Genomic DNA, 25964 nt, shown 5'->3' on the forward strand with positions numbered 1-25964 from the left:
CCCGTGGGTCAGAGGTTGGAAAGCGCGATCCAGAGGATCACGAGGGTCAGCGCGACGATGCGCACAACGGCACGCTGCGCGATGGGCGTATCCACGCGGGTCTTCGCCCAGCCCAGATACACCGAAAGCAAAGCCCAGCCGGCCCAGAGCAGGATCGCGGTGGCGATAACGCCGGCCGCCATCACCGCGATGGTCGATGTCGACCCGCCGGCGGCGTTGTCGAAGGCCGCGCTCGGGCTCATGGACGGGGGCCGGGATCCTGGGCCAGATATTGGCCGGACAGCGGCGCCGGCTGGCGGGGCGGCAGTCGCGGCGGCGCGAGATAAGCCCGCAGGCCGTTTCGGATGTTGTTCACATTGGCCCGCAACCGGCCGACATCGAGAAGTACGCGTCGGCCGGATTGTTCACGTTGTCGGACGGCCAGCCGGTCGATGACCGTATTGATGCGGGCCAGCTGTTTTTCGATCAGGGCGATGTCCTCGCGCTGGATCGGATCGCGCGGTTCGGCCGCGTTCGCGGCCTGGCATGCGCTGCCCGCGGCCACCCCGCCGATCGTCAGCGCGATGGCGAGTTTCAGCCCGGCTCGAGAAGAAGTGGCATCAGTCACGTCGATGGCCCTCGTGATGGCTGACTAGGACGTGGGCCGCATCCTTCCAAAGCGGGCGCGCGGTGTGACAAAAAACCCCTGCAGCGGGCGTCGGAATTTTTTCGAGGCTCGCCCAGTGCCGTTAAGCCGGGCCTGGATCACACCTAGAGATATTTCTTGAACGAGCCGGTCGTCACGGAGATCAATAAGCCGAACAAGAGTGCGCAGGGCACAAGAAACGTGTTCGGGTTGACCGAGAACGGCACCGACAGATAAATGAGCCAACCGAGGATGAACACGGGGCCGGTCAGACGTTTGGCGTGGTGATAGATGAACGCCGACTCACGCCCGGCGCCGAACTTGCGCAGATCGCGCCGGACCAGGCCGTCGACGATGCCCACGAACGCGGCCATGACGAACAGGGGCACGGTCAGGGTCAGAATGAATACGCGTACCAGGACCACGAGCGAGACGTCGATCCCGGCCTGGCCGTAGGTGGCGATCGTGGCCGCCCAACCCTCGCTGCTGGTGTGTGCGGCAAACCAGGTCGCGATGCCGGTCCAGACAAAGACCGCGTCATAGACTTTGGTGATGACCAGGCGAGCCCTATCCACCGGGCGGGCGAAGATCAGCGAGTGGGTGAACTGTGTATCGATCCAGCCGAGCTCGTGGGTGAGCACGCCCTGCGCGTGGCGCGCTCCCGGCTGGCTCCACCAGCCGCAATAGATACCGATCCATTCGACCGCAATCGAGGTCAACATCGACACGGCGACCACGGCGATGATCCGAAACGGCAGGCCGACGGCCCAGCCGAACCAGGTCGGGCTTTTCTTCGCCGGATGGCTATCACGACCGCGCGCCATGCTTAATCCTCGTCGTCGGTGTCGAGCGCGAGGTCGTGAATGTTGTCGCCGGCCCAGGCACTGGCCGGGGCAGCCGAGCGCTGTCTTGCATCAGCATCGGTATCGGCGCCCGACGCGCCGGGCGACGCGAATCCGGTGGGTGCCGCGTTATCGATCGTGATCGGCGGCGGGGCGACATCGTCCCACCAGTGATCGGCGGTCTGGTAGCGCTCGCGCATGTGTTCGGCGATCTCGGACAGGTTGTTCGGGAGTTCCGCCGAGTCCTCGGCCTTGGGCAGCGGCATGCGGATCTTGAACAACTGACCGCCCTCGATCAGGGCGAACGCCTGACCCTTGGGCAGTGACACCACATCGGCGGGCTCGAGCATGGGCTTGGGTATGGTCGACACGCGATCGCCGCCGCTCGAGGAAAAATCGGTGTCGGTATCGACATCGGAATTGTCCGAGGCCATGGAGACCAGCATCCGGGCGCTGACCATGACTTCGCGCAGCTGGCGCGTGAGCAGCTGGGCGGTGGTTTCCTCGCGCACGCGCAGCATGACGATGTTGTTGAAGTTGCCGATGACCTGGCGCGCCTTGGGCGCGTTGCCGAGCCGCGCTTCGATATCGGACAGGGTCTGGGTATAGGCCGTGACCTGGATCCCGGCGCCGCCACCCTTGTTCATGAGCGGAATGAATTCGTCGCCGATGAGCTCGTTGAACTCGTCGCAATGCAGGTCGATCGTCGGTTTGGTGTCGGGATCCGCGCCGGGCAGACCGTCGTCGACGCCGCGCTTGTAAATGTCGCCAGCGACCGAGACCAGATCCGCGAACATGGAATTACCCACGGCCTGGGCGACCTCGAAGTCTGACAGGGCGTCCAGGCCGACATAGACGATACCGCGCTGACGGATCACCTGACGCCAGTCGAAGATCGGCCGTTCGTCGTCGATATCGTTGTAATCCGGCGATAGGAGCTCGGCGGTCTTGCCGGTGGTCAATTTTTCCAACAGCGGCAACAGCGAGGCCACGATCTTGTCGAAATAGGTCTTGTCGTAGCGCACGGCGGATCTGAGGCCCGCCAGCACGGGATCGGCAACCTTATTGCGCTGTAGGTAGATCTCGATCGCGACCACGCGATAATCCCGCCCCTGCATGTTGCGGGGGATTTTCTTCTCGTTGAGCCCGCCTTCGATCTCGATGATCTGTTGCCAGGCGGTCTCGTCAACCGCAGGCAGGGCGTGCTTGCCGTACTCGATCATGAGCTCGTCGATCGCCACCACGTCGGCCAGGATCTGTTCGTAGGTCGGCCGATAACCCAGCGCGTGCCGGGCTCGCGCCACGATATTCACGAAGCGCCAGGCGAACTCCCGAAAGGCCGCCGAGTTGCCTTCGCCGGATAACTGGCCGGACAAGCGCGTGGCGACTTCCGAGATCCGGCCAAAGCGGCCGACCGCGTTGTACCGCGCCGAGACTTCCGGATAGCCGAGATGGAACACGCGGAACGCATCGAGTCGGCCGGCACGTTTGGCTTCGACGTATAGGCGTTTCATGAGATCGGCATCGCCCTTGGGATCGATGACGATCACGACCTCGCCGCCGCCAATCTGTCGGCGGATGTCCTGCGTGACCAGCACTTCGGCAAACCGTGTCTTGCCGACACGGGTCGTGCCCTGAACCAGAGTATGGCCAACGCGTTCGCCCAGCGGCATATAGATATCGGTCTCGTTGGGCTCGACTGCATGCAGCGCCGGATCGCCACCGACTGGCGGCAGCGGGCGAACCGGATTCAGGATTGTATCGGCGCGCAGCGCATCCACTAGCCAGGTCAGATGCCGCCGTTCCAGGGGTGCTTCGAGGGCGCGTGCGGTGCGATACGCCAGGCTCGGGCGCAGAAAAGACTGCGCTTCGGGCTGCTGGGCTTCATACAGCCGGCGCGTGTGCTGAACCTGCCAGCGGAAACCGCGCCCCAGCCAGAGATAGCGCTTGCTGACCGGGATCCGTCGAGCGGACACGGCGAAACGCGGGAGACGCCGCATGCCCCGGCGATAGCGTATGACCCGCCAGGCCTGGATGAAACGATGCCCGCCGAAAACCATGAAACCCCCGGCCATGCCGTAGCCGACGCTCGGAGCAAGCGCGAGCATCCAAGGCGAGACCACGCAGGCACACGCACACAGCCCGCAGGCGCCGGCCGTATAGATCTCGACGGCCGGTCGCAGATTGGCTTCGATGGGATGCGCGCTGGCCATTACGGCGTGCGCAGCGCCTTCGCCGTGCGACCGCCGTTCGCCTGTTCGCGGCGAATCTCGTCATAGAGATTGACTCGGGCGCGCCGAAACACGTCGTGGATGGCATCGGTGGCCCCTTGCCGGGTGGCTTCGACGTTCTCGTGATAGACACTCGACTGATCGATGGGGTGAGGCGCGTGTTGGCTCATTGCTGAACGCCCTGGGGCGTGATGAGGAGGGGGTAGTGCGCTAGGTCCAGGCGGGCCGCGATGTCGTTACCGGCCACCGGCCGCAGCACGAGGCCTTTGCCTATGCGGCGCAGCTGTTTCAGTTGGGTCGCGGAATCGACGTTGACGACCAGGCCCACGGCGTGCAGATCCCGCAAGCGGTCGCCCCGTTGTTTCAGCCAACGCAACGACAGTGGATCGGCGCCGATGATGAAAAACGGGGTCATGCCCGCCGGCAGCGTCAGGTGTCGCGCGCGCACCGAGCCGGGCGAGAGCCGGTCCGAGTGGACCGGCAGCATGTCGGCTTCGCGCACGGGGCCGCGGCTCATCGCCTCGGCCCGGGCGCTGTAGGCGTGTTGCTCGTCGACCCCGGCCCCGGCAATCGGGGCGTAGTAGGACCGCGCCGATTGTCCGCCGTGGTCGGCGACCACGGTGAGCTTGGCCTGGGCGACGGCCAGCGGCGCCAGGCCGGCGATCAAAGCGCATAACAGCGTCCGATCAATCGAGCGCATGAGAACTCCCGCTATCATGGGTGGGACTGATCCAAGTCACGCGGCTTGGGCTGCTCGCATGCGCCTCATCGGCCGCGGGGCCGGCCGCTGCGACCGACTGTGCGCGTGCCGTGCGTGACGTGTGGCCGGTCGCCACGTGCACGGACGCGTCGCGCAATCGCGCGAGCTCGCGCTTGAAGGCCGCGCGATAGCGCGCGGCCGGGGCGCCGCCGGCGGGACGGTGATAACAGCCCGCCGCGTCAATCCAGCTGCCGCCCTGGCGTTGATGACAGTGATAAAGAATCGCCGCCGCGGCATCCAGGTTGGCGTAGGGATTGAGCGCGGCACAGGGATCGGCGAAACGCCCGCCGGCACTGAACAGCGTCTTCTGCCAATGCACGTTGAGTTGGCTGATGCCGACATCGACGATCTTCGTGTGTGTGAGCGCGGTGGTCAGCGCCTGGCATGCTGCGGCGCGGGTGGCATAGCGCTCGCCGGATCCGGCGATGTTGAGTGTCCAGGGCCAGGGCCGGCGACCGAACGACAGCGTCGTAGCGGATTCAGTCAGCGACAGGGCATAGAGCATCACCGGCGGCACCTGGTGGGCGTGGGCGGCGTTCGTATACGCCGCCGGCACGGTGTGCGGCCCGGCGAACGCCAGCGGGGCCACGCACCAAACAAGCCAAAGCAGGGTGCACCGGCGCATGATTCAGCGCGAGAACACGTGCGGCAGCGAATCCGCATCGATGGTGCGTACCAGCTTTTGCGGCGCGTGATTGAGCGTGATGTCGCCACTGCGCACGCGTTTTGGATTCAAGCCGACCTGTATCGCCCAGCGGCGAATCGCGTCGTCGCTGTCGGCATCCACGACGTAGATGTCCATAGGCATTTGAGAGTTCGCCTGCTTTTGCACGATGCGCTTGCAAGCCGAACAGTCATGGATGCGGACTACAATGGCCGGGCGTGACGACTGATCCAGGCCCAGCTTGGCTGCGGACTGCGGGCCGGCCATGAGGGCCTGGGTCATGCCCTGGGCATTGACCGGTGTTTGGCCGGCGTACATCTGGGAAAAGACCTGGTCATAGGTTTTCTGGAAGGCGAGCACGCGCTGGGTGCGCTCGTGTTCGAGGCGGGCGAGCTTGCGCGCGTAGCGGCGCCGTTCGGCCGTCGAGCGCGCCCGGATACCGAGTTCGGTGAGCGGGTCCAGCTTGTCGGAGCGATAGCCGTCGATGCCTTTAAGCAACGTCTTGTAGCGTTGCCATTCGGACACCGACAGATCCCATTGCTGTGCGGGTTGCTTGGTGATCGCTTTCTCGCGGGTCTCGCGTGATTGCGTGGCCTGGTCGGTGGTGGTCGGCCGCTTGAGCATCGCCGGCGCCGGATCCGACTGCGCCGCGGCCGGCAGGGACAGCGCCAGTGTCAGGCCGAACGAAAAGCCAATGAACGAGCGTCGAGCCATGGCTTAACCTCGCCGCGGCAGGGCGACGGCGACCGTGCGACCGTCGTGCGTGAAGGTGGCCGTGCCGGCATTGGTACGAATCGCGCGCAGCGTCCAGGTGCCGTAGGCGTCGCCGGGCGTCAGCCACGACACGCCGGACAGGCGCGCCGCGCCCTGGGGCCCGACGCCAAGAAAGTGATGCGTGCCGCGGACTTCGACGCCCACAATCGCGAACGGCGCATCAGTGGCTACCGGCGGCCGGATCGCTTGTGTCGCGGCACGGCGCACCGCCGAAGCCCCATGACCCTGCGCGCCGTAATCGCGCGCCCGGCTGTGGGTCGCGCTCGTGCGGCGCGGGGTGACCGCCCGAATATTTAGCGCCAGGCCGGTCCGCTGATGGACGTCGGCCCGGCGGTGTGCGGCCAAGGGGCAATTGCCGTAACGACCGACAAAGAGGCGGCGCATGCGGGCGCGCGCGAACCAGTCCGAGATCCCGGCCGACTTGACCTGGTCGGCCGCGGCATCCAACGCATCGGCGTTCGCGGCCTGAAAGAACACGTCGAATTGCTGATCCGAGCCGCCTGAGTTGGGGCAGTTTTTGACGATATTCTCGCCGGAGACCGGGCCCGCGGCCGGCGACGCGTCGTCGGATGGGGCGTTCGCGTCGCTGACATCGGCGTCGTCGGCCGATGTGTTTTTGTTACCACCATCCGTGGCGTCGTTGTCGCCCGCTTGCGGCGAGACCGCACCCGGGGCCGGCGTGCTGTCGGCTTGGGGCGATTGTCCGTCGGAATCCGTCTGGGCCGCGGGCTGCGGCAGCCGTTGCAGGCGTTTGGTGAGTGCAGCGACCTGTTGTTCCAGTGCGTCGATGCGCCGGGCCTGGTCATTCAGGCGCTTCTGATGGGTCTGTTTGATCGTGGCGATCTGCTGAGCCAGCTGTCGGACACGGTCAGGCGCTGGTGGCTTGGGTTTTGATGCCGCCGCAGTCACCTCCGACTTATCGCTGGCGTTGGGATCGTTGACCGGGATCGGTGAATCGTTGTGTGAGCGGTTGCCGGCGTGATCGGTAGTCTGGTCGGCTGCGAGATCGCTGTTTTGATCCGGTGTGTTCGCCGACTCGTCGTGATCGCTGCAGCCGGCGATCGGCGTCAGCGATGCGGCAATCAACAGAGCGATCGAAAGCGTGCGGTGTCGCATGGTCAGGGCCTCGTGGACTGGAACGAAACGGTCACCGTGGTCGTGGGCCGCGTGATCACTCGCGCGCCGATACGACCGAACCGTCGTTGGGTGCGGCCGGCGTGCGTGTCGTTGCAATCGCCGCCTGGCTGCGTCGGCTAAAGCACACGGTGCGATCGGCTAAATTGACGTGCAGCTGCCAGGCCGGGCCGGCGAGCACCTGCAGGGCGTCGGACAGCGTGGTCGGTCCGAGCTCGCGATGCACCGCCGGCAGCGATTCGGAGAAAAAACCGGCCTGCGCCTGGCGGGGGCAGAGACGCAGCCCGGAATCCCTCAGCACATGTTCCAGGCCGTCACGTACCGTCAGGTGCATCGATTGGGGGAGATCGATGGATACGGCTTGGGCCAGCAGATCCCGCTGACCGGAGGTCGGGGCCAGCGGGACCAGCTGATAGCGGCCCGTGCGCACGACATTCGCCGTGGGAACGTCCGAGGGGGAAGCATAGATGTCCGGCAAGGCCGGCGTGGCGTTTGCCACTGTGGGCGACCCGAGACGATGTTGGGTGCTGGCGCAGCCGCCCAAGGCCGGCAGCAGGATAGCGATAGCGGCAACGGCGACCGTCGCACGCGCGCTCGAAAACAAGGGGTGGGTCATGTCGTGACATTCCGCCGTGAGTTCACAGCCAAGCTGACCGAGGGGCGTAAGACGAGCAACAGAAAATCCCGCCGCGGCCTTGAGGAATTTTTGCTAGGGGGGCTGCAGGGTAAGAATCAGGCCGACGGGGCGGCGGCCCTAAGCAGACAATCGTCTGCAAGATGTTGAGTAAGGCATCTTGTTAATCCGATGAAATGAGCAATCTCTCGATTGCCCGAGCCAACGTTACGCAGGAGAGTGATAAGATTTCCGACGGCCACGCAACGGCACGAGCGAATAACTACAGACTGGGGGAAATATGGAGATTGTTAACGCAATTGTTCACAAAATCATAAAGGAATCAGGAGTTGTCGGCGCGACGACTCAAGACTCTGACGAAGAACTCGAGCGGACCGGTGAACTTAATGACCTAATGTTCACTTTGCTGGACAGCTACAACAATCGTAGTTCCCGCTACGCCGGTTCTTTTAATACGGACACAAACAACTACCCTTTAAGCTCGCATTTACAGCGGGTCCTTAATGGGAAGATATCATTTAAGGACTTTTCCGATTTAGCCGTAGAGCGCCTGCGAGAAGAGATGAACAGTGTTGTTTTCGCGAGTGGTGGTTATCTCCTCCTGATGCGCTATAGCCATAATGACCGAGACATGCTCCTCATCGCCAAACTGAACTCGCAGTCCGGCGCTATCTTCTCGGAAGACCTTCACAAGGTTGTCAGGGCACCATACCTCAACCTCGACAAGCTTCAAGTGGCTGCGCGGGTTGATCTTCGAGCGTGGCTCGAGGATGCTGAGAGGTACCTCACTTTCGTGCTGCGCCGCGATAAAGATGCAGGTCCGTCCGACTATTTTCAGAACTTCGTCGGATGCCAAGTCGACCAGGACTCGAAGGCTGAATCGAAAAAACTGGTAATTGTTGTCAGGGACTTCGCCAATGGGCTGGTTGAAGCTGGCGTATTACCTGAAAACGAAATGCCCGATGTACGCAGGCGAGCCTTTGACTATGCAGACGCCTTGCGAAAGAGCGACGCCCCAAGGGTGGAAAGCTTCGAAGCGCTGGCCAACGCTGTCTGGCCGGACGAACCGGAGGCATTTCTCCGCTTCTTCAACAATCACGACGAACCGCCCTCTGCAGGCTTTGTGCCTGATGCAACAACTATTAAGGCACTTTCAGATATTAACTATCGAAGCAAAGAGCTGACTCTTAAGATGACCTACGAGTTCAAATCAGCTCACGTTCGTGTGGTTGATGGCAAAGTTGTCATCGAGCAAGCGCCGGACCGGCTGTTACGAGAGCTTGCAGAGGGCTAAGTCGTGGCTGGATTCGAATCGATCGTCCAACTCTGCCGAAAGGCGGACAGCGCGAGTGTCGTAGGCACTGACCTAATGCTTGAACTCCGAAAGGAGGTTGATACTGCAACGCTTTACGATGCTATCGAGGCGGCAGGGTGGCGCGTTACATTAAGGGTCAATGGCCGCGAAGTCCCAACACCGTTAAACCGCCTTCCCGACAACGCCCATGCCACTTTGATCATTCATGGCATGACGCGTGAAAGAGAAGTACTCGCTAACAATATTGCCTCATTGTTGGCTTATAACGGTGGTCGTTTCCTTGGCGAGATGCCAAGGAATTTTTACCTTATCGAAGAGGATTACGCTGCGGGCGAAGTTCCTGTTCACGCACACGTTGCGCAATACCAGCGTGTACTACGAGTCGTCGAGTTCATTCGCGAGATTGCTGATGATGTACGAGAGGCATCGGACGCCGACGGCTACGCTGTGTTTCTAACAAATCGAAAGGTTGGTGTGCCACTGATCTACAAACACTGGGATCTTGATCACGTTGGTACTGATACTGAAATAGATGAAATTTTCGCTAGCGTCTTCAACCAGCACCATGAAGACGCAAGAAAAGACATCGCTCGGAGAGCGATCGTCAGAATGCTTGCTGGTGTTGCTCGAGAGGATCGATTCTCGTCCTTCGTGCGATCGCTTAGACACTTCAAAGAGACTTATCTTGCAGATTTCGATATCTATGCCTCCGCTTTCAACTTCGATAACGCGCGGGACGATTTTGAGCGAAAAAAACTCGATTATGTCGTCAAGCTTAACTCCATCGCCACAGACGCCATGGGGAAATTGATTGCCATACCAGTTGCGCAAGGTCTTCTCGCAAGCCAGATAAAGCCTGAGGCGGCAATGGCAGTTGCTAATCAAGCGCTGTTAGTAGCATCGTTTATCTTCGCGGCTATCGCCATCATAATCATTTTGTCTTACTCGCTTTCAATCCACCAGATTGAAAGCGAACTGAAATCAGAAGTTAAACTACTTAAAAGCCAGTCACGTTTGACTTACGAGAAGTTAAAGCCAGTTATTAATCGACTCGAGCTCCGAATCTGTATCCATCTTTGGGGTATCCCGGTCATCATGGTCGCGTTGCTTTGCGTAACCACGGCGATGACGTATTACGCATACAGCGCTATAGCAGTTACGACGTCTACATAGAGCGGTCGCTGTGCTGAGACGACTAGGTTCAATCCACGAACATTATGCAATCGCCGCTTCTGGCCGATAGAAGAAGCCACGCACGTTTTCATATAACGTAGTTAACCTGCAGTGACCGGTCGGCTGTGGTGGCCGGCGCGACAATGACCACTGTGAACTGTTGCAACGACTGACTTGTCGGTATCGGGCGCGCTCATACGGTATCAGCGCGCGATAGCTCTTGGGCGACGTCTTTTCCATGGAATAGAGCAGGTCATTCTTTGGCGATTTTCTTGCGACGTCGCTCGCTGCCGATCTGCACAGTGGCCGTGCAAGCGGGATATCCGGTACAACCCCAGAACGACCCATACTGGCCGGTGCGCTTGCGCATTGGCTTCCCGCACTTGGGACATTTCTTCCCCGCCGTGGGTTCGACGCGTTTGGGTACATTCAGGCCGCGCTGCTGCACCTGATCGACAGCTTGGCATACCCAATTCACCTGTCGTGCCACGAAGTCGTCGAGCGTCATGCGCCCGGCGCTGATCTTGTCCAGGGCCTGTTCCCAGGCGGCCGTCGTGGCGGGATCCGTGATCGCGCCGGGCAGGATGGAAATCAGGGTGCGACCGGCATCGGTTGAGACCAGTTTCTTCTTCTTTTTCGCCAAGAAGCCGCGGTCAATCAGCGTGGCGATAATGCCGGCGCGTGTCGCCTCGGTTCCAAGGCCTGCGGTATCTTTCAGGATCTTCCCTAGCCGATCATCGCTCACCATCGAGGCGACATTCTTCATCGCTGCAATCAGCGTGCCTTCGGTATAGTACGCTGGCGGCCGAGTCTGCTTGGCTTGAATTTCGGTACCGACCACACGGCATACGTCGCCTTCGGACACAGCCGGAAGACGAGCATTGTTGGTTTTTTCCCCGTCAGCCTCATCGAATGCGGCGACCGCTTTCCAACCGTCGACCACGACGGTCTTACCAGTGGCGCGAAATACAGCGCCGGCGATGTCGATCGACAAGATGGTGCGATCGTACTCGTGATCATCATAGAATTGGACGAGATAACGGGTGCGGATCATCTCGTATAGGTGTCGTTCCGCCGCGGACAGGCGACTCAGGTCTGCGTGTTTCGTCGTCGGAATGATGGCGTGGTGGGCCGTGATCTTCGTGTCGTCCCAGGCCTTCGACCGGCGCTGCGGATCCGCCTGTGCGATCGCAGCAACAGCATGCGGATCCGTTCGATGCATCGCATCGAGCACTGTGGCAGCCTCGCCAAACATGCTAACCGGCAGATAGCGGCAGTCGGTACGCGGATAGGTCACGGCCTTGTGCGTCTCGTAAAGCGACTGAACCGTGTCCAGAACGGTCTGCGCGCCCATATCCGTCGCCTTACTGGCGTCCTGTTGCAGCGTGCCGAGATCGTAGGGCAAGGGCGGCGCAACGCGCTCACGCTTTGTTACGGTGGCATTAATCCGTGCGGCAGCGTCCCCAATCTGCTGCGCCATGCGGCGGGCTGTACGTTCATCGAGACAGTGGCCCTTGTCGTCGGCGACGGCCGCCGGTGGTTGCCACTGTGCGGCGAACGTCTCGCCACCACCGGTCGCCAGCGTCGCCACCAGATCCTAGTAGGGGTCCGGCTTGAACGATTCGATCTCGTGATCACGATCGACAACGAGGTTCAGGGTCGGTGTTTGGACTCGTCCGACCGGCAACAGGCGGTCGTAGCCTTGGGTGCGCGCGACCACGGTATAGGCGCGGGTCAGGTTCATGCCGACCAGCCAGTCCGCGCGTGCGCGACCCAGGCCGGCGTGATAGAGCGGTTCGGTTTCGGTGCCGGGTTTCAAATTATCGAGCGCGTGGCGGATGCTGGCGTCGTCGAGCGCCGACAACCACAGCCGCGAGATCTGCCCCTGATACCGGCAACGGTCCAGAATCTCACGGGCGATGGTTTCGCCTTCGCGGTCGGCATCGGTCGCGACAACGACATGCCCAGCCTTGCCTACCAGATCCGTGATGGCCTTGTACTGCGCTTTGACCTTCGGGCGAACATCGAGCCGCCATTGTTCCGGAATGATCGGCAGGGTCTCCAAGGCCCACTTCTTGTATTTCTCGCCATAGCGATCGGGCGACGCCATCTCGAGCAGGTGACCGAAGCACCACGTAACCGTAACGTAGCTGCCGGACAGGTAATGCTTGGTCTTTTTCGTCGCGCCGAGGATTCGGGCGATATCGCGCGCCTGAGATGGCTTTTCGCAGAGAAAGACGATGCCAGCCATGGCGCTGCCCGGTGTGAGTTACGCCGACAGAATTGCAGGCAGGCCGACCTTATAGCGGGAAAATCAAGGCGTCCGGCAGTCCAATTTCACGAGTAACAATACGAAGAGCAGAGGAGGCGATGATGTAGCGTCACATTCCCGATAAGAGACAGCGCGGTACGCATAAGATCGCGACATTAAGAAGGGATGCAGATGACCGTGTCCTTCGTATCGCCAAGGTGGGTACACTGTGGCCACCTGCACGCTGGAGGTGCCGCTGCGATATCCCGATATCGGCTACATCGTGCACGCCGTCACTCGAATACTGACGTGCGTTAAAGTGACTCTGCCAGTCGAAGACGCGATCCGCGCTTAGGCGGCAAGTATTGCATTCAAGCCCACGCTGCAACTTCTGCTGTCGGGCCAATAGCTGCCATTCTGAGTTTTATGTCAAGACTCGTGTAATTACCCCGCGAAACTGCATACGGTGTCATACCGTAGAATTCGCCACTATCATCTAGAAATCAGACGAATACTTTTAAACGAGGTATGTCATACGCCAAGTTTTATTAAACGGATTGGAAGAGTTCAAGCACGGTTGTTTCGCAAACCGTTAATCGCAAAAGCATTTGCGGCTCGACCTCAAAGCAGTATCAATCAGGAAATTCGGCCATGAAACTCTTAAGATTTGCGAAGTTTTATTTGAGTAAAGAGCCTCACCAAGAATGGGCTGAAAACAAAAAAACTAATATAGGCGATGTCACAATAACTATAGTGAGCGTGGAGCGAACAGAAAATAAGGTTAGGTTACTAGTTTATGGGGAAATATCTATAGATTTGCCGAATATCGGACACGGTATGGTCGAGATTCCTGTAGTAGAGCGAGAAAAGTGCGAGAATGCGTTGGGTTTTTTAGCAAACCTGATAGCCTGTCAAGCTTGGTGTTCGAGAGAGATAGGCACAGTACTGCCCCCAGTTATGCTTGTTATAGAAAGCGATGAAGATAAAAAACATTTGGAAAAAGCGGAAGGAATAAGCCAAGACATTAGGTTATCAAGGTTTCAACCCTATATTGCTCCAGATATTATTCATACATTAGTTTCTGATGATGATCGCAGAGAAGGGGTCATGTTACTAGCAGAGGCATTAGCGCATTCTAATTCATCAGGGAAATATCGCGACCTAGTTCGCCTTTTTGAAAGTGCGTTTCAAAAGCCTTGTAAACAATTGTCAGGCAAGCTTCGTCAGTTCTTAAACCCGAAAATGAACTATAAAAAACAAGAAATTGATAGCTGGTTTTCACTAAGGAATGGCGCAAGCCATGGCGATATAGGCCAAGCCCCGAAGCGCATCATTGAGGCCGACGTAAGTCAAATAGTCCCCCGTATGGAGCAAGCAGCGCTTGATGTTTTGTTCAACAAGAATTATTGGCACCGATTTGATAAGTGTCGGCGTGATCTATGGCGTCCCGAATCATTTACAACTTCGCCAAGTCTCGAGGATATGCATTTATCCGGTAGTCCCGGTATTATAATGACATTTATTGATTCTTATCGAGTGTATTATCTTAAAGAAGATATTCCTCATTTATTGGAAGAGGCTCGGCCGGCGAACTGGTGGCCTGAAATACCCTATACTCGAAGCAGGCCGCCTAAACTTAAGGTGAGTGTCGATAAGAGTTGACGTAAGCGCAATAGCCGAGCGTTATGTAAAAAAGCAGATGCATTTTCAAGGATTGAATGGCCGCTTCGGGTCGCTACCTGATCACCAGCGATCGGTCGGATATTGACGGTTCCGTTAAGCAAAAGGAATCGTCATGGAGCATGTCGACCAATGGGAAAGCGCTCATAAAAAAAGCGCCATCGTTCCGTGGAACAAAGGCCGCTTAGTCGGCCCGAAGCCACCGCTAAGGCTCAAAGAAATCTGGGGTATCCGGGTAAGGCTACAGCTTGCCGCCCAGACGCGGGATCTTGCACTGTTTAATCTCGCGATCGACAGCAAGCTACGCGGATGTGATCTCGTCAGGCTGAAGGTTCAAGACGTCGCGCACGGTGGCCGCGTACTGTCCCGCACCGCGATTGTTCAGCAGAAGACGGGCCGACCTGTACAGTTCGAACTGACAGAGCAAACGCGTACTTCAATCGAAACATGGATAAGCGCCGTCGCGCTGCGAGCCAACGATTATCTATTTCCGAGCCGGGTGTCTGGTTCTCCACATCTATCTACGCGGCAATACGCCCGAGTCGTTAAATCGTGGGTTGAGAGTATCGGCCTCGACCCTCTCGAGTACGGCACGAGTTACTGTCAAATCTGGTGTATGGGAAAGAAGCTAGGCGGCTTTCCTGCTGAGTTGGCGTTCGTCTATTCCGTCGATGAATTGGACGCCGTTGATGACGTCGGCGAGTTGTTTGAAGCCGCGTAGCCGGCGCCAGCGCTGCTGGGCGCTCATCGCCAGTTGATGGACCAGCGCCAACCCGCTTTTAGCACTCACGCAGTTGCGTGTCGCCGCGGTTCGCAGGTGAATTGTGGCGAAGGTCGACTCGATCGGATTACTGATCCGTAGATGCTGCCAGTGCGCCGCCGGGAAGTCGTAGAACGCCAGTAGCTCCGTGCGATCCTTGGCCAGACACGCCGTGGCCTTGGGGTATTTGTCGCCGTACGTCGCAACAAAGCGATCAAAGGCCTGCTCGGCGTGGTGACGCGTGTTGGCTTGCCAGATCTCATGGAGATGGCCTTTGGCCTGCGGCTGAATCCGCTTGGGCAGCTTGTCGAGCACGTTCGCGGTTTTATGGACCCAGCATCGCTGAACGCAGGTCTTGGGATAGACCTCGGCCAGCGCACTCCAGAAGCCCATCGCGCCGTCGCCGACGGCCAGCTTGGGCGCGACGGTCAACCCGCGGTCACGCAGACTCAGCAACAGCGCTTTCCAGCTCTCGGTCGATTCCCGAAAGCCTTCTTCAATCGCCAGGAAGTGCTTGCGGCCGTGACTATCGCAGCCGATGACCACCAGCACACAGCGCCGCTCGGCGGCGCGCACATTAATATAGATGCCGTCCGCCCAGAGATACACCATCTCGTGGCCGCGCCAATCACACTCACGAAAGGTCTCGTACTCGGTCCCCCAGCCAACCTTGAGCCGGCTGATCGTCGACGCCGACAGGCCTTTGACCGACTCACCGAACAACGCCTTGAGCGCTTCGTCGAAATCGTTGGTCGACACGCCCTTGAGATACAGCCACGGCAATACCGATTCCAGTCGGCGCGTCTTCTTCAGATACGGCGGCAACAACGCGGAAGAAAACCGTCGGCCCTGTCCGGCCCGATCGCGGGTCTTGGGCAGCGCAACCGAGACCGGGCCAACGCCCCTGAGCACGTCGCGTTCGGGTTGATACCCATTGCGTACGATTTCACGGCGCCCAGTGCCGTCGCAATCGGCGTGGGCCTGCAGAAACGCATCCAGCTCGGCTTGTACGGCCTGTTTGATGATGCGCTGGGCGCCATCGCGCACCAGGTCGGACAAAGCATCCGCAAAGCTTGGATCGGCGAGGGGAATCGTCGTATCGTCTCGCATGGTGGTGGCACCTGTTCTGTGCTTGAAATCAGTGACTTCGTCATCGCTAATTTCAGCAGGTGGGTGCCGCTTCCTTCAATCGCTCATACACCAGAAATGAGCGTAGCTCGAGTCCGTGTATCAGTCGCCGTAAACCGTTTACTCGGCTGCATCGATATCATTCGAGTCAGCCTGTTGCTGACCATTGCTCTCTTGGCGGCGCGCGCGCTGGGTGACCGATTCGATTCGGGACAAATCCAGCGTGATGTCGTCGGCCGATAGTTCCAGGCGGGAAAACTTCTCGCCGTCCTTCTCCCAACTGTTCTGCACCAAGGTGCCCTCGACCTTCACGCGGAAACCCTTGTCGAGCACACGCGCGGCATGTTCGGCCGCCGCACCCCAGCGGGATACGTTCAGCCAGAAACCGCCTTTGTCCTTGAAGCCGTCGTTGCCGTCTGGGACGGGACGATCGCAGTACATACGCATCTCGGTGACTTGGCGGTTCTCACCGTTGACGGTGACAGTTTTCAGTCCGGGTGCGGCAGCGAGATTGCCGCGTGCGGTGAAAGAGTTCGACATCGGTTCGCTCCGTTGGTCAGGTGTGAGTGTCGCTATTGGACAGGGACAGCCTCGACCGGAGCGGCGCGCCATACAACAATGAATCGCGCGGCGTTACCTCGAAAATTAGAGCTGTGAGCGCTCGCGCGGATGGGTCGCGAGGGTTCGATTAAGATTGAGATTACCGGGTTTGTCCGCATGCACCACGCATGTTTGGCAGCGGGCGCCATGATTCATAGGCTCTGATTCCTCTTTGAGGCAATCCGCGAGCTCGTACCAGGGACGCAAAGCCTCCCCACCGCCGTGATAACGGGTGGCCACACTGTGGCCACCTTCGGAACATCGGTCGACGATCGGCTCAGAGGGTCACGCCGAAAACCGGCGCTCGATCGCCGATCGCGTTGGCAGTTATCCGTAATCGTTATTGTTGTCAGGCGCGCCGGCCACAAGGCCGTCGCGTTCGATGGCTTTGATCGCATCCAGGGCATCGAGCCAATCCTGGAGCCGGTAGAGCTCGTAGGCCGCGATCGACAAGCACATGTTGAGATAGACTCGTCGCCGCTCGTAATTGAGCCAGTGCTGACGTGCCGTTGCCGGCACGCGGGCCAGCAATCTCTGGCCGGCGTCGCCCGTCAGATTGACGGCCGTCGTCTTGTTCGACCCCCAACGGCGAGCGCTCGATTGACGCCACCGATAAAACGTCAGGCTTCGGTCGTTGTAGCGCACGATCTTCGCCGGTGCCTTTGGAAACTGGGCCTGGAATGCCTCGCAGAGTTGGGTGCCCTCGGCTTCGCCGTCTCGGACGACCTGTTCGAGCGCCGCGATTCGCTGGCGTGCCTCCCTTACCCTTAAAGGGCCCTTTAAAGGGGTTTCGTCAAAAACTGCGGCAGCGGCTTCGTCAGATTGGGGGGTCATAGCGGCCGGCCTACGACGGGTCGTCATTCGCCCGTTCCCGGGCCGTCTGGATCTGAATCAGCCGCGTCGTCGTACGTCTCGTCCGGGGTGGCCACAGTGTGGCCACTCTCGTTGGATGACTGCTGCAGTCCCTCGATCGCCGGCGCATGCTCTGGGCGCAGCTCTCCGTCGATCACGGCTTGAGGCAGCTCGCCCATGGCCTGTTTCGCGATCTCGGCACGACGGGTGCCGTCAATGATGTCTTTCCGGGTCACCGCCGTGGTTCGATATCCCTGGGCTGAGGCAAAGGCCCGGCGAACCGCGCGGCCGGCCGTCTGCAACAGACGTTCGGAGGCGTCGCGCGTCATCAGGCCCACATGGCGCGCGGTCAGCGCCGACAGCACCAATTCGTCCATGTCGACGAGCAACCAGCCGCCCATGTAGCCATAGGGATTCGAGAAGGTGAGCTCCACCTTGGCGGGCTCGATGGAATGCGCCAGACCCACCTGCACTGCCGACATGCGTTCCATGTCGGACTCGATGGTTTGCTTTACGGTTGCGAGTTCATCCTTCGATTCGGTCAGCGCCTGTTCGATCTGCAGCAGGCACCAATCGGCATAGGGATCATTGCGCGCGGCACCGGCCCAGATCGTGCGCACTATTGCGCCGTAGCGATACAGTCCAATGATCGGCGGCTTGTTATCCGCACCGCGGCGGCCTTGGAGGAGACGCTGCGCCTGGCGCGTCTGGAGGGTCATCTCGACGAAATTGCGGAGCCGGCCCGGCACGATTGCGGGCGTACCCGTTCTGGAAGAGGGCGTGTCGGTCATGCGATCTCCGATACATCGGTCGCGACATCCGCTGCCGCAGTGATCAGGTGCCTACGAACCGTAGCGATCCCGCGTCAGACGGGCACTGGGAAACACCGATGACGGTCAGCCGAATTTTTCAGATAGCGTGGCAACACTGTGGCCAGGGGCACGGTGTCGTGGCGGTGGCCACAGTGTGGCCAATCTCCGATTTACATAGGGGAAGGATCGGCGCTGGCGGGGGCTCCGCCCGGGTTTCGCAACCGTCGTCTCAGCTGCTCCAACTGCTGACGCAGCCGATCCCGTTGGGACTCGAGGGCAGCGCGACTGCCCGGAGGCGCGCCTGGAATTAGGGTAGACTCCATGGCCTGGATCTCGCTCCGCAGGTTGCGCATCTGCTGGCGAAGGTCGCTCGCTTTGGCATTCGCCGGCGAGTTCGACTGATCCGTTTTTTCGGGTTGCGTCGGGGCGCCGACTGGCTGGAACGTGCCCGACTGGATGTGTTTGCATAGCGATACGGCGTATCCGACTGGGCTGCGCAGCGGGTTGTCCGGATCCTGCAGCTTGCGGGCCAGGGCATCGAGAACATCCTGTCGCTGCTCGGGGCGCAGATTGCGCGAGACAAAAGCCCGCTCGATCAGCGTCCGTTCGTTGGCCGGCAGCGCATCCGGCCAACGCAGTGGTAATGCCATGTCGGCGTTGGCCACAGTGTGGCCAGCTGGCCCGGTGGTGGTTTTTTCCGCGCGCGCGGAATCCGTCTCACTGTGTGTAGTAGTAGTAGTAGTTTTATTACTACTACTACAGGTAGGCCCGATGGTAGATTTTTCCACCCGAGGGCGATTTTGTGAAAATTCTTTTTTATCAGTGGCTTGCAAAAAAATCGTAAAATTTGCCATTGGATCGGTTTCACCAGGGGTCGTTTTTACCCCTGGCTCGCGGATCGTAACTTTTTCCTCGACCAACGCGGTGGCCACACTGTGGCCAGCCGCAGACGACTTATCTTGTGGGGCGTCGTGGCGGCTCCCGGTCATGAGCAAATCGAAAAACGAACCCCCGCCGTTGTGAACGGCGTTGGCCGCGTCCAAACGACGGATCATGGGGTCTGCAGGTTCCAATGGATCGCGGCCCTCTTGTAAGGCTTGGTCGACACTGGCCAGAGCGGCTTGGGCCGCTTGGCGAAGGTATCGATCGGTATGTTCTTTCGCCGAATCGAGCAACGACAGATAGCTGGCATCGAGCCGATTCGCCTCGCTGAGCGAACAGGGCTCGCCGTGGACGGCGTTGACGGTGCCGCGATACCGGCCCTTGTCATCACGTAAACGGGTGTACTGACTGATCCAGCGGCAGACCCGGAGTAGGGTACGGTCGCGGTTGATGGTCTTCTTGGCATGCCCCAGGACGTCGGCCGTTTGGTCCAGCGAGGGCATCGCGATGGCGCGGTGCGGCTGCCGGCTGGATTCTTGTGTGAGGTACAGCAAGTGCACTTTGGCGCTGTCGCTCAGAAACGGATCGCGAACCAGTATCGCGGGATAGCTTTGATGCCAGGCGCCCAGAAAGAGCAGTCCCTCGGTATCTTGGCCAAGAGACTTTCCCGACTGAGGCAACGCGTCGGCCGCGTGTTCAAGATAGCGGCCGAGCTTGTCGTTGGGATGGCGAAAGGTTCCGGTCACGATGTCCGCTCGAGGGCGTTCGCGCCACGAATGAACCGCCATACGGTGCGACAATCCACGCCAGACGCATCCGACAGCTGCAACCATTCAATCGCCGATTGAGGTTCTCGGCCATCGAGATGGCGTTGCCAAGCCGCCCAGATCGTGTCCATCGTTTCGGTATCCGGTTCAGCGGGCCGGCCGGGGCCGCGTTGACTGCAGCGAAAGCGACGCCGCATCGCCGTATATTGACGATCGGTCATGCCGAACAGGTGGCGCATCATGTCGGCCGGCGCTTCGCGGCAAACCATTTCGGTCTTCAACTTCTCGATCGCGCGTTCGGCCTTCATTTCCTTCAGCACAAGCCAGAAACGTTCGCGATCCAGGCTGATATCGAGTACGTGCCCGTCCATACGATCGGCAATCGATAGAAATTCGGAGAATTGCAGCGACTCCAAAGCCTCGATTTCCTGTTGGCCGAAGTTCAGGTCGCGCAGCACCGCCCAATCTCCGTTCTCCAGACAGGCCGTGGCGTAAATCAGAATGGCGAGCGTCAGATCTGCGTTACCGGCGGGCATCGTCATCCCCCCACGGCGCGTCGCCCGTCGTGCGATAAATCGCCCGATAGGTCTCGACCAGGCGAATCCAGTCGTGCCAACGCGACTCGGCCCAGTTCTGATAGAGCATGGGCCCCAGGTCGTTGGGTTCGAGCGGTGGTACATCGGCGAACAGGTCGCGATCCGCCTGTTGCCATTGCCATTGAGAAAACGCCTGTTGGCCGTCGCGGGCCTGGCGCATCGCGTCGCCGATCCGGCGCTGCCGCCACGTGTCTGGCATATAAGGGCAGGCCCGACCGTGTCGGGCGAACTGTTCGGCCAAGGTGGCGAGATGCCACCAGACACACAGCGCCCGGCGGCCAACATCGGGCGTCCAGGATTGCTGCGTTTCGAGCGCGACCGGTCCCACCAGAAAACCCAGTCCATCGCGAATCGGCAAGACGATGTCGCCGAGTCGCGATCCCTGTGCGATACGGCTTGCCAACGTCCACGCCCGGCTGCGTAGGGATTTGAGGTCGCGCGGCAGTGACGCGTCGGTTGCTGCCGGCGAGGGGACGTCCGCGGCATGATCTTCTTCATCGATGGGACATGAGTCCGTCGTGCCAGGGCGAGCAGTGCGACTATCCTCGGCCGAGTCATTCCGGTGGGGCGGGCCACTGTCCGAGCCTTCGCATTGTTTGGCATGCGTGTCGGGCGCACCGGCCGACTGGCCGGTTTCCGGGGCAGTACGCGCCGTATCGTCGCGATTCGTATCCGACGGAGTCTCGATCTCGGTGTTTGATCGACCGTGTAGCGCGCCGCCAAATTCGAGACTCGCGCGCTGCATGTCGCAGTCGGCGCTGACCGACAGTTCTTCCTCGAGGTCGCGTCGCAGCCTGTCGGGATCGAAGGCCTCGCCGTCATGGCGCTGCAGCGTCTGTTCGAACAGATTGTTGGCTGCCTCGGCCTCGCCGAGATCCAGCGACTGCCAAGCTTTGCCGAAGGCTTTCTGCAGGTCGTAGATCTTGGTGATCGTCGGGCGACCCATGCCGGTTTGCAGCAGGGCCGGGATCAACGGAAAGAGGGTGTCGACGGTGTATTGATACCAACCGATCATCGTGCGGCTGATTGGGTAACCGCGCTCTGCCAGGCGATCGCGCAACGCGCGTTGCGATAACGATTGGCCGGCCTCGGCCTCGAGCATGTCACGCAGTTCCTGCACAGCGATGGCGCGGTCGATGAAGATCAGTTCGCCGCGCAGATCGTTGTCCTGGATATGCGCCACCAGCGTCTGGGTCTCACCGGTCCAGGGCTGAAATTGACACCACACTTGCTGGAAGTGCGCATCACCGGTCTCGTGCCATAGCTCCTGGACAAGGCGCAGCCGCGTGTTACCGCCGACGCCAATCATGTACAACTCGGGGTGGTCGGTGTCGGGGCGTTGGGTAATCGTCAAAACCTGATTGAATCCGGTTTCCCGGATATAGGCCTTGAGCTCGTCGCGCTTATCGTTCGGACTGCGGCGCGGGTTACGGTCATATGGCACGATCTGGTCGACGTCGACCAACATCGGCGTCGTGGTGGCCGGCGCATGGGAGGGATCGGTGCTGGCCACAGCCTCGTCGCGTCGGAAATGTGGCTGTGACATTAGTTGATCCATCTGGTCCGGAGTAGGGCGCTTGCGACTCATGGCGGATTTCTCGCCCATGCCGTATCGACTTGCGGCAGCAGCTCGCGAACGAGCGCAGCCATGGTCTCCAGCGCGGCCGGCGCCGTGCCACCGCGACGGCGAGGCTCCCAGACATGGATGGGGACTTGGGCACTGGCGGCCTCGCGGTAGGCCACCGTGGCCGGCACTACGGTATCGAGGATCGAGATGCCGCCATGGGTTTCGGCAAACGGCGATTGCCGCAGCGTGTTCGCCACCAGGCGCGCATCGACCGTGCGGTCCATGCGATAGCACAGCCCGTACAGATGCCCGACGGGCGCACCCAGCAGGCGCATGGGCCGCAAGCGCTCCAGCATGGACAGTGTGCCGCGGGCGAACTCCCGCGCACTCAGGATTTCAGGCGGAATCGGCGAGAGCAGGAGGTCGCCGGCGAGCACGCCGAGATCCTGCAGTGGACCGATCGCGCCTTGGGTATCGATCAGGACGAAGTCGTAGTCGATATCGGCGAGCGCACGGCGTAGCCGAATCCGGCCATCGGGGGTGTGCAGGATCCAGTTTTCAAGCCGCCCCTCTGGATCGTCCGAGATGATGATGTCCAGATTGGGCAGAGTCGTGTGGCTGATCGCCTGCGCTATGGCCCCCGTGGTGACGACATCGTAGAGTCCGCTGGCGGCACGATGCTCGAACGGATAGTACGAACTCAACGTGGGCTGGATATCCGCATCGACCATGAGGACGCGATAACCTGCAAGTGCTAGGAATCCGCCCAGGTTGGCGGTCACGGTCGTCTTGCCGACCCCGCCTTTGCTCGACACGATGGCGATCACCGGCATGGCGGTACCCTCGAAACGCTCGGCAGGGACAACGTTAAGCGCGCTCGTTGAGGCGCTCGGCGATCCACGCCTCGATTTCGAGCGAGTCCCAGCCGACGGCGCGCACGCCAAGCCGCATGGGCTTGGGAAATCGGCCCTGTTTGATGAGGTTGTAGATATGGGCGCGCTTGAAGCCGGTTTTGGCCTCGACCTCGGGGCGCCGCAGGATACGACGCTCGGCGGAAGCGGTTGCAACAGTTGATTCGGACATGGAGATCACTCCTTGATGCGCCTTGGCTTTTTCAGGACGTGATCTCCATTCAATAGATCTCGGCGGCAAAGAAAACCGTAAATGGGGTATTGCTGACCCTAATGGGGGTAAGTGCGCTTCAACCAGCCCGCAAATGCCGCTTTGCTTGGGCGAATTTGTTCTCCAGCGTGCTCTGGGATATGCCGAGCTGCTCGCCGTGGTGCGCGATCAGGGTGCTGATCACAGCGTCTTGGGTGTTGAAGCTGGAGTAGGGGCGGCCGGATGGTGAATGACCGAGTAGCAACGTCAACAGTCCGGCGACGATATTCAGGTAGGTGGACTCACTACGTGGACTAGGCTCCTGAGCCTGTTTCGCGTGTCTTATGCCGGCTTCATGCTCATGGCGAAGCGTATCGAGCTGGATCTGGAGTCGTTCCGAGGCTTTCGCTTCATCGGTCAGGCGTATCTTCAAAGCCTCGCGGTCGGCAAGTAGCGTCTGAACGGTCTCGATAGTTACCGTGTGGCATAACCGGCGTTCGACGGCGTTGAATAGAAAGCCGGGTTTTTCCCCTGGATAGAATTCGCTCATCCAAGCTTTCAGGTCCACATGGCGAACGGTCAGGTCGGGTGAGTCAAGCAGCGTAGGATCGTCGCAGGTGATGCCGTTCTTCCCGTAAGCCAGATCACCGTTGGCCAGGGCGTCGATAATCCGTTCGGCGTTCAAATGTAGGAGCGGCCACTCGGAAAAGTCGCCGGGTCCCGGTCGCTGTTGCATACCGATGCGCTCGATAATCTGTTGCTCGTGTTGTAACAGTCCGCTCCATCGGATCGCGGCTTCGATCGGACGATAGAATACCTTCTGGCCGGTGCTTGGATCTTCATGTGTCGTGGGCATAAACCATACTCCCCCGCCCGCGGGCCCTCACGATGTTGCGCCGGTCCATTGGGGGCCGGAATTTGAGGTCCAGACTTGAAGGCGCCAACAAGAGAGTCGGGGGCAATGGATGAGGTATGCCCTGTGTCGCACGAGGTCTTGGTTATCCGGCTGTTATGAAAGCGCAGACCGCATAGACCGTTCGGCGATGACTGGAAAAGAATTTCGCAGTCCTGATAAAAATTTTTATTGACTTAAGGCCAGAACCGTCCAGTTATGTGTCCAACGGGGACGCGCACGACTATGGTGCTAAGCTCGTTGCGAACGGTACTGGCGAGAACATTTGCACTATACAGGTAAGCGCGTATTTTGCCTTCTTTGATGGCGTTAGAGTCTCGCAGCAGAAAAAAGGAATGAGAACGACAGAGGTCGTTCGGGGCTCGTGACCTGAACGGCTTTAGAGACAGTTAACTGGTGACGCGAGCCTGATAGGGCGTCTCACGGTCGGTGGGGGGTCTTCATGAGTAAGAAGGTTCGTGCTGTGGAATAGGTCTTCTATATCAGGGCGGCATACGTAGGAAATTACCGATATTGGGTGTATCGGTTGCATTGATTCAGCATGAATTAGGCGCGCATCGAAGTGATCTTAGAGCCTCGTTTAAGATCGTCGAGATAATCACCCCACCATTGCATCATCTGGCGGCGCTCCTTCAGGTATTCGGATCTGTGGTATGCGGCTCGGACCTTATTACCCTCTGCATGTGCGAGTTGACGTTCTATCGCGTCTCGGTTGAATCCGCTCTCATTAAGGATGGTCGAGGCAGTGGCTCTAAAGCCGTGAACGGTCGCTTGGCGCTTATAGCCCATGCGATACAGTGCATAGAGCAGCGTGTTCTCGCTCATGGGGCGCAACGTACTATTTCGGCCGGTAAAGACATACTCATATCGGCCGGTGATTTCGCTTAACGCTTCAAATAGTTTTATGGCCTGCTCGGACAGCGGCACGATATGTTCATCGCCCAGTTTCATGCGTTCGGGCGGTATGCGCCATTCCGCGCGCTCGATATCGATCTCTGTCCACCGAGCAGCGCGTAGTTCGCCGGTGCGTAAGAAGGTCAGACCGACGAGCTGTAGACCGTACCGCGTGATCACATGCCCATCATAGGCATCGAGGGCCTGTAAAAATGCAGGTAGCTCATCGCGAGATAGCGCGGCATGGTGTTGCGCCTTACGGGTTTTCAATGCCCCCTTGAGGTCCGAAGCGGGATTATAGGTCGCCTTGCCCGTGACAATGGCATATCGAAACACCATGCCGATGCGCTGCAGAACGCGGTGGGAGTAATCGAGTGCATCGCGTTCCTCGATTTTGCGTATGACCCGTAGTACTTCTGGCGGAGTGATCTCGGCCACAGGTCGACTGCCAAGCGCCGGGAAAACATCGTTCTCAATCGAGCGTATAACCTTCGTGGCGTGTTTTTCACTCCATCGTGGACGTTTGTGCTCGTGCCATTCGCGGCCAATCGTTTCGAATGCATTGGCCTGACGTGCTTTGGCTGTTTCCTGGACCCGCCGCTTAAGCTCCATTGGATCGTTACCATCGACGAGTTGCTTGCGCGCCTCGTTTCGTTTCGAGCGGGCGTCGGCTAATGACACGTCCTCCGCGGTGCCGAAAGCGAGTGTTTTTTCTTTTCCATGAAATCGGTATTTCAATCGCCAGTACCGGCCGCCATTAGGTCGCACGAGCAGATAAAGCCCGCCGCTATCCGAAAGCTTGTACTGCTTCTTGCGGGGCTTGGCTTGTTTAACCTGAACGGCGGTGAGCGTCACGGCTGGGGGTATCTCTTGGTGGCCTTGAAGCTGGTACCCCCAAAGATACCCCCAGTTACTCCCGGATGGCAATGGACCGCTCTAGACGTTGGCGCATTAAAAAAGCCCGTAATCGCTTGGATTCGGGCTTAATTCTGGACGACCATGGACGTCG

The 25964-nt window shown here is 59.7% G+C and carries 25 protein-coding genes and 1 pseudogene; 4 read left to right on the top strand and 22 right to left on the bottom strand.

Annotated features, from left to right (window positions below; genetic code table 11):
- Positions 1-8: 8 nt before the first annotated feature.
- The 10 genes from T31B1_RS18345 to pilL2 form a co-directional block, all read right to left on the bottom strand.
- Complete coding sequence (locus tag T31B1_RS18345) at positions 9-242, bottom strand: TIGR03758 family integrating conjugative element protein (RefSeq protein ID WP_353250988.1); 234 nt, start codon at positions 240-242, stop codon at positions 9-11.
- Positions 239-607: an integrative conjugative element protein, RAQPRD family gene (locus T31B1_RS18350; RefSeq protein WP_353250989.1), complete on the bottom strand. Its 369-nt coding sequence runs from the start codon at positions 605-607 to the stop codon at positions 239-241. The genes T31B1_RS18345 and T31B1_RS18350 overlap by 4 nt, the downstream gene beginning before the upstream one ends.
- Before the next feature lie 143 nt (positions 608-750).
- Positions 751-1449, bottom strand: coding sequence for a TIGR03747 family integrating conjugative element membrane protein (locus T31B1_RS18355; RefSeq protein WP_353250990.1), 699 nt, complete (start codon positions 1447-1449; stop codon positions 751-753).
- A 2-nt stretch (positions 1450-1451) separates the two neighbouring features.
- Complete coding sequence (traD, locus tag T31B1_RS18360; RefSeq protein ID WP_353250991.1) at positions 1452-3680, bottom strand: type IV conjugative transfer system coupling protein TraD; 2229 nt, start codon at positions 3678-3680, stop codon at positions 1452-1454.
- Positions 3680-3868: a hypothetical protein gene (locus tag T31B1_RS18365; RefSeq protein ID WP_353250992.1), complete on the bottom strand. Its 189-nt coding sequence runs from the start codon at positions 3866-3868 to the stop codon at positions 3680-3682. Before T31B1_RS18365 ends, traD begins: the two co-directional genes overlap by 1 nt.
- A complete protein-coding gene (locus T31B1_RS18370) occupies positions 3865-4398 on the bottom strand; it encodes an integrating conjugative element protein (RefSeq protein WP_353250993.1) in 534 nt (177 codons plus the stop codon). The genes T31B1_RS18365 and T31B1_RS18370 overlap by 4 nt, the downstream gene beginning before the upstream one ends.
- Positions 4385-5083: a transglycosylase SLT domain-containing protein gene (locus T31B1_RS18375; protein WP_353250994.1), complete on the bottom strand. Its 699-nt coding sequence runs from the start codon at positions 5081-5083 to the stop codon at positions 4385-4387. The genes T31B1_RS18370 and T31B1_RS18375 overlap by 14 nt, the downstream gene beginning before the upstream one ends.
- Before the next feature lie 3 nt (positions 5084-5086).
- Positions 5087-5836 (bottom strand): TIGR03759 family integrating conjugative element protein, encoded by a 750-nt coding sequence (locus T31B1_RS18380; RefSeq protein ID WP_353250995.1) that lies wholly within the window; start codon positions 5834-5836, stop codon positions 5087-5089.
- A gap of 3 nt (positions 5837-5839) precedes the next feature.
- Positions 5840-7012: a hypothetical protein gene (locus T31B1_RS18385; protein ID WP_353250996.1), complete on the bottom strand. Its 1173-nt coding sequence runs from the start codon at positions 7010-7012 to the stop codon at positions 5840-5842.
- A 55-nt stretch (positions 7013-7067) separates the two neighbouring features.
- Positions 7068-7646, bottom strand: a complete 579-nt coding sequence (pilL2, locus tag T31B1_RS18390; protein WP_353250997.1) for a PFGI-1 class ICE element type IV pilus protein PilL2 — start codon at positions 7644-7646, stop codon at positions 7068-7070.
- Between the two features lie 298 nt (positions 7647-7944).
- On the opposite strand from pilL2, the gene T31B1_RS18395 reads away from it, so the two are divergent.
- Positions 7945-8958 (top strand): nucleoid-associated protein, encoded by a 1014-nt coding sequence (locus T31B1_RS18395; RefSeq protein ID WP_353250998.1) that lies wholly within the window; start codon positions 7945-7947, stop codon positions 8956-8958.
- A 75-nt stretch (positions 8959-9033) separates the two neighbouring features.
- Positions 9034-10152 carry a hypothetical protein gene (locus T31B1_RS18400; RefSeq protein WP_353250999.1) on the top strand — a complete coding sequence of 373 codons (1119 nt, stop codon included), beginning with the start codon at positions 9034-9036 and terminating at the stop codon, positions 10150-10152.
- 253 nt (positions 10153-10405) lie between these two features.
- Here T31B1_RS18400 and T31B1_RS18410 read toward each other — a convergent pair.
- A pseudogene (locus tag T31B1_RS18410) lies at positions 10406-12403 on the bottom strand (DNA topoisomerase III).
- Positions 12404-13054: 651 nt separating this feature from the next.
- Between T31B1_RS18410 and T31B1_RS18415 the strand changes: the two are divergent.
- Both T31B1_RS18415 and T31B1_RS18420 read left to right on the top strand, forming a co-directional pair.
- A complete protein-coding gene (locus T31B1_RS18415) occupies positions 13055-14065 on the top strand; it encodes a hypothetical protein (RefSeq protein ID WP_353251000.1) in 1011 nt (336 codons plus the stop codon).
- Between the two features lie 133 nt (positions 14066-14198).
- Positions 14199-14804 carry a tyrosine-type recombinase/integrase gene (locus T31B1_RS18420; RefSeq protein WP_353251001.1) on the top strand — a complete coding sequence of 202 codons (606 nt, stop codon included), beginning with the start codon at positions 14199-14201 and terminating at the stop codon, positions 14802-14804.
- On the opposite strand, the gene T31B1_RS18425 is transcribed toward T31B1_RS18420, so the two are convergent.
- The 11 genes from T31B1_RS18425 to T31B1_RS18475 all read right to left on the bottom strand — a co-directional run bounded on the left by T31B1_RS18425 (position 14712) and on the right by T31B1_RS18475 (position 25810).
- Complete coding sequence (locus T31B1_RS18425) at positions 14712-15953, bottom strand: IS256 family transposase (RefSeq protein WP_353251002.1); 1242 nt, start codon at positions 15951-15953, stop codon at positions 14712-14714. The two genes, T31B1_RS18420 and T31B1_RS18425, sit on opposite strands and share 93 nt — an antisense overlap.
- A gap of 138 nt (positions 15954-16091) precedes the next feature.
- The gene (locus tag T31B1_RS18430) at positions 16092-16511 is read right to left on the bottom strand and encodes a single-stranded DNA-binding protein (RefSeq protein ID WP_353251003.1); all 420 of its coding nucleotides are present in this window, start codon (positions 16509-16511) and stop codon (positions 16092-16094) included.
- A gap of 387 nt (positions 16512-16898) precedes the next feature.
- Complete coding sequence (locus T31B1_RS18435) at positions 16899-17405, bottom strand: hypothetical protein (protein ID WP_353251004.1); 507 nt, start codon at positions 17403-17405, stop codon at positions 16899-16901.
- A gap of 23 nt (positions 17406-17428) precedes the next feature.
- Entirely contained in the window at positions 17429-18214 is a 786-nt protein-coding gene (locus T31B1_RS18440) for a PFL_4669 family integrating conjugative element protein (RefSeq protein WP_353251005.1), read from the bottom strand.
- A gap of 191 nt (positions 18215-18405) precedes the next feature.
- Positions 18406-19863: a hypothetical protein gene (locus T31B1_RS18445; RefSeq protein ID WP_353251006.1), complete on the bottom strand. Its 1458-nt coding sequence runs from the start codon at positions 19861-19863 to the stop codon at positions 18406-18408.
- Entirely contained in the window at positions 19860-20420 is a 561-nt protein-coding gene (locus T31B1_RS18450) for an STY4526/YPO1902 family pathogenicity island replication protein (protein WP_353251007.1), read from the bottom strand. Before T31B1_RS18450 ends, T31B1_RS18445 begins: the two co-directional genes overlap by 4 nt.
- The gene (locus T31B1_RS18455; protein ID WP_353251008.1) at positions 20407-22026 is read right to left on the bottom strand and encodes a ParB family protein; all 1620 of its coding nucleotides are present in this window, start codon (positions 22024-22026) and stop codon (positions 20407-20409) included. Before T31B1_RS18455 ends, T31B1_RS18450 begins: the two co-directional genes overlap by 14 nt.
- 38 nt (positions 22027-22064) lie before the next feature.
- Entirely contained in the window at positions 22065-22880 is an 816-nt protein-coding gene (locus T31B1_RS18460) for a ParA family protein (RefSeq protein ID WP_353251009.1), read from the bottom strand.
- A 34-nt stretch (positions 22881-22914) separates the two neighbouring features.
- Positions 22915-23130: an AlpA family transcriptional regulator gene (locus T31B1_RS18465; protein ID WP_353251010.1), complete on the bottom strand. Its 216-nt coding sequence runs from the start codon at positions 23128-23130 to the stop codon at positions 22915-22917.
- 118 nt (positions 23131-23248) lie between these two features.
- Complete coding sequence (locus tag T31B1_RS18470) at positions 23249-24004, bottom strand: hypothetical protein (RefSeq protein ID WP_353251011.1); 756 nt, start codon at positions 24002-24004, stop codon at positions 23249-23251.
- 603 nt (positions 24005-24607) lie between these two features.
- Positions 24608-25810, bottom strand: coding sequence for a tyrosine-type recombinase/integrase (locus T31B1_RS18475; RefSeq protein WP_353251012.1), 1203 nt, complete (start codon positions 25808-25810; stop codon positions 24608-24610).
- Positions 25811-25964: the final 154 nt, after the last annotated feature.

Source organism: Salinisphaera sp. T31B1 (genome assembly GCF_040361275.1).
Classification (GTDB): domain Bacteria; phylum Pseudomonadota; class Gammaproteobacteria; order Nevskiales; family Salinisphaeraceae; genus Salinisphaera.